This is a genomic window from Chitinophaga sp. (assembly GCF_036566945.1).
Taxonomy (GTDB): domain Bacteria; phylum Bacteroidota; class Bacteroidia; order Chitinophagales; family Chitinophagaceae; genus Chitinophaga.
Map to the genome: position 1 here is coordinate 1 of NZ_DATCVJ010000152.1, position 4,405 is coordinate 4,405.

General features: G+C 46.2%; 2 protein-coding genes. Both read right to left on the minus strand.

The window, feature by feature from the left end; genetic code table 11:
• Positions 1–3,310 (minus strand): SusC/RagA family TonB-linked outer membrane protein (locus tag VIP81_RS04450; RefSeq protein ID WP_331957271.1); only part of this gene is annotated, 3,310 nt, incomplete at its 3' end.
• 5 nt (positions 3,311–3,315) lie between these two features.
• Entirely contained in the window at positions 3,316–4,341 is a 1,026-nt protein-coding gene (locus tag VIP81_RS04455; protein WP_331957272.1) for a FecR family protein, read from the minus strand.
• Positions 4,342–4,405 lie beyond the last annotated feature (64 nt).

Below are 4,405 nucleotides of genomic sequence, written 5' to 3' on the forward strand. Positions count from 1 at the left end.
ATTTCCATTTTAAAGGAATACGATAGCTTAAGCTCAGCTCCCGTAAACGAATGTTGGTGGCATCATACATATACATTTCACCAATACCGGCCCTGCTGCCAATAGTGGTGTAATAAGTTTGCGCGTCAATTTTACCGGTAAAAGGGCTACCGTCTTTGTTGACGGCTTTGATATTAACGCCACCATTATCACGCGCCAGGGCGCTTATTTCACTGACGCCATACCAATCCAATACCGCCTGGGTAACACTCATGACTTTGCCGCCAAAACGGCCGTCTATCAAAAAGCTCAGGTTAAAGTTCTTATAGTCTATGCTGTTGTTCCATCCCAACGTAAAATCCGGATTGGGATTTCCTACCTTTTTAAAAGCATTCCGTGTTTGCAACTTGCCGGCAGCATCCAGTATATAATCACCTTTCTCATTCTGCACCAGCTCTTTATTGGAATAAATATCTCCCCAGGCGCCTCCTTCCATGATAAAAGAACCGAACATATTCACACCAAAGTCTGTCAGCACAAACATACTGCTGGTATCTGCCCCCATAATTCTGGAATTGGTAAGTGATACAATTTTGTTTTTATTGGTGGCGAAGTTGATTGTACTGGTCCAGGAAAATGCTTTATTGCGTATAGGCATTAACGTTAGCGTTGCTTCCAGTCCCTGGTTTTGTATATTGCCCATGTTCAGATAATAGGTGTTATACTTGATCCCCAGCGGCGCGGGCACTTCCATGTACTGCTTGTAGTTATTATTTTTGTAGAAGGTAATATCTGCCGTAATCCTGTTTTTGAGCAGATGTGTTTCCAATCCTATCTCAAAGGCACGGTTATCTTCCGGTTCCAGATAAAGGCCGGGGTAAAGTATTTTCTGGTTCAATACTACGCGGCTCACACCGGCCACCGTTTGTAAAGAAAACTGTGCAGGGCGGGAAGAGTAAGCAGCAATATCATTGCCTACCCTGGCATAGGAAATTCGTGAACGCAGGAAATCGATGGGGGCCGGCATTTTAAACATATCACTCCATACGGCAGAAAGGCCGGCGGAATAATAGAAATACCCTTTATCCATGGTAGACGTATAGGCGAAGGTGCTGGACCAGTCGTTGCGGCCCGTGAGGTCCAGGAAGAGGAAATTTTTAAATCCCAGTTGGGCATTCGCGAATACGGCCTGCAACTGTTTCTGATCTATACCATGCTGCGCATCCATGGAATTATTGGTAATATTGGATACAGAGAATTTGTTGGGGTAAAGTAAACCCGGATCTGCATTGGGATTGGAGCCATTAAAAGTACGTTCGTGTGCTTTGGTGTCTGTAATGCTGGCCCCTATATTACCCGCCAGGTGCAGCCATTTATTTATTTTCCGGCTGGCATTAACCATCAGATCTCCATAAAGTTGTGTATTGAATTCTCTTTCCAGGGTATAACGTCCATTGGAACCTGCCAGTACGATTTGTGTGCCGGCATAGGCTTCCAGTTCATACTGATCCAGCGATTTGTCAAAGTTGGCCCGGCCTTTCAGGGATAACCAATCATTCAGCTGCCAGGTAAGTGATAAGGTAGCCAATCCCCTGTAACGGGTGTCCAGTCGCAGGTTGCGTTGCAATGCCCACATAGGATTTTGCTGATCATCCTGTCCTATCCATTTTTTGTCATTGCGGATATTCCACCAGTTTTGCAGGTACAGGTTACGGCCGCTATCGTAATATTCGAAGTTGTTTTTATAATAATCAAAATCCTGTCCCCGTGGAAAAGTATACAATCCTGAAATGGGGCTATAGTATAATCCGGAAGAAAGCCTGTTTTCGGTGCTTTGCGCGGTAAAGGAAACGTTGGCGTCCATCACCAGTTTTTCATCCAGTAGTTTTAATGTTTCGCGTAAGTTGACGGTATGCCGGTTGAATTTATTGGTAGGCAGTATGCCTTTGTTGCTGGTGTTGGCGTAGGAAAAATAGCTTTGTGCTGTTTCGTTACCACCACTGAAGGCAATGGTATTGGTCCAGGTAGAACCGGTGTTATAAAAGTTTTTTACGTGGTCGGGCGCTTGTATTGATTTGCCCCAACTGCCGAGGGAGCCGGGTTGTGGCGTGCCCACACGATCCAGACCGGGAGGGTCTGTTTGTGCATAGCGATATTGCAGCGAAGGAAGGAGGGACGGTGTTTCCCGGGTATAGTCGGAAGAAATATCGATTTTACTTTTGCCGGGTTTGCCTTTTTTAGTGGTGATAAGAATAACGCCATTAGCCGCCTGACTGCCGTACAAAGCCGCTGCAGAAGCGCCTTTCAGGATGCTGATACTTTCAATATCATCCGGGTTAATGTTGGAAATGCCATCTCCGCCATCTCTGCCACCAGCGCCGATGATGTTGTGTGATTGTCCCCATACATCCGCTGGTTGCGAAGGCGTGTAGTTGGCGTAAGGTACGCCGTCTACAATATACAAGGGCTGGTTTTCGCGGGTAGATTTATTGCCGCGCAGCACCACTCTTACAGAGCCGCCAACACCGGAAGCGCTGCGGGTAATAGTAGCACCTGCAGTTTTTCCGTTCAAACTGTTAATCACATTGGCGTCTTTTACCAGCTGCAAATCATCCCCATCCAGTTGCTGGGTGGCGTAGGGGAGTTCTTTAGCTTTTTTCTGCAGACCAAGGGCAGTGACTACCAGCTCATTCAGCGCTTTCACGTTTTCCTGCATGCGTACCTCAATTTCTTCTTCAATACCTACCTGCACTTCGCGGTTTAAAAAACCTACACTACTAAACACAAGCATATCGCCGGTGCTGGCTTTTAATGTAAAACCAGCATCGGCGTTTGTTTGAGTCCCTTTATTAGTATGTTTAATCTGTATGGTTACTCCCGGGAGTGGCGTGCCTTTGTTATCGCGTACTATTCCTTTGATGTCCCTTTCGAGTGATACATGATTTAGCAGATCGACAGTGGGTGAGGGGCCATTTTCACTTGCTGTGCCTACAATGATTTTGTTATTGATCCGGGTAAACTTTAATCCTGACTGAACCGACATTAACGTGAGCACTTCATCAATGGGTGTTTTCGTGCAGTTTAATGTGATCTTTTTCTTCAGGTTAAGATCGGTTTTGTCGTAATGAAAGTTTAGCCCTGTTTTTACCGAAATTTCGGTCATTACATCTTCCAGGTTTTTATTTTTCACCTGGATGGTGACAGCAATCGGTGGCGGGTCGGGTGTTTGCGTGATAGCGCTAGTCGTTGTGTTCAAGCTCCCCGCCAACAATAGTGTCAGCATCAACCCCATGGATACAAACCATTTCACGGGGCATGGCTTTACCCTCATATGGACTAGTTTTTGTTTTGCAGATAAACGGTATCGTTTTTAATGGTATAGGAAAGTGATTTGGCCAGGCTAATGATATCCATTACTTCGTTCAGATTTTCATTTTTGAAAGATCCGTTGTAGTTCCATTCTTTTTTGTCGCTTTCGTTCATAACGGTCACACCATAACGATTTTCGATGCCTGTTACTACCTCGTTGTAAGGTGCATCTTTAAATATGAGGTAGCCTTGTTGCCAACCGGTAATTTCTTCCGGTTTATTGAAAATAGATTTTACGAGACTCAATGAAACCCGGTCGTAGCTGAGCTGTTCACTGGGGAGCAGGATCAGGGAACTTGTGTTGGCCAGGTGGTTACTATTTAACTGATCTACTTTTACTTTACCGCTTACCAGTGCTACTACCACTTTTTGTTCGCTGGCATATGCCCTGATATTGAAAGAAGTGCCTAAAGCGGTGGTGGCCAGTTCTCCGGCGTTTACCACAAAGCGTCTGCGGGGATCGGCGGCTACGTTAAAGAAGGCTTCTCCTTCTTCCAGGAAAATGGTCCGGCTGCTGTCTCCGAAATGTTCGGGGTAGCGTACTTTACTGCCGGCGTTCAGTTCCATGGTGCTGCCGTCTTCCAGTACAATACTTTCTTTATGCCCTTTGAGGGTGCTGATTTCCACGAATCCATTCCTGATCACCCGGTTACTTTCATGAGCCGCCAGTGGAGCCGGGATGGTACCGGTGGCAGGATGCGTGTTCGGGGACTGGTTAAACCAGAAAAGTCCTGCTGCGATCAATACGGCTGCTGCTGCCGCCGCATACCAGTAGCGGGCATTCATCCGGCGCACCTGGGGTGCCGGCTGGATGTGCTGGTTCAACTGACTTTTTATCTGATCAAGTTCCCGGTCAAGCTCTTTTTCTTCTATGTAGGTGGACTGATGACGATTGATATTCTCAAACCATTGGTCTACAATAGCCGCTTCCTCCGGTGAGCAACTCCCCTGATTATATCGCTCCAGCAATATTTTTATCTGTTCTGTGTCCACCTTGTTGGCGTTTTATGTGTTCTTAAGTCGTAATAACGTGGAAAAGGTACCATTGTACCCGACT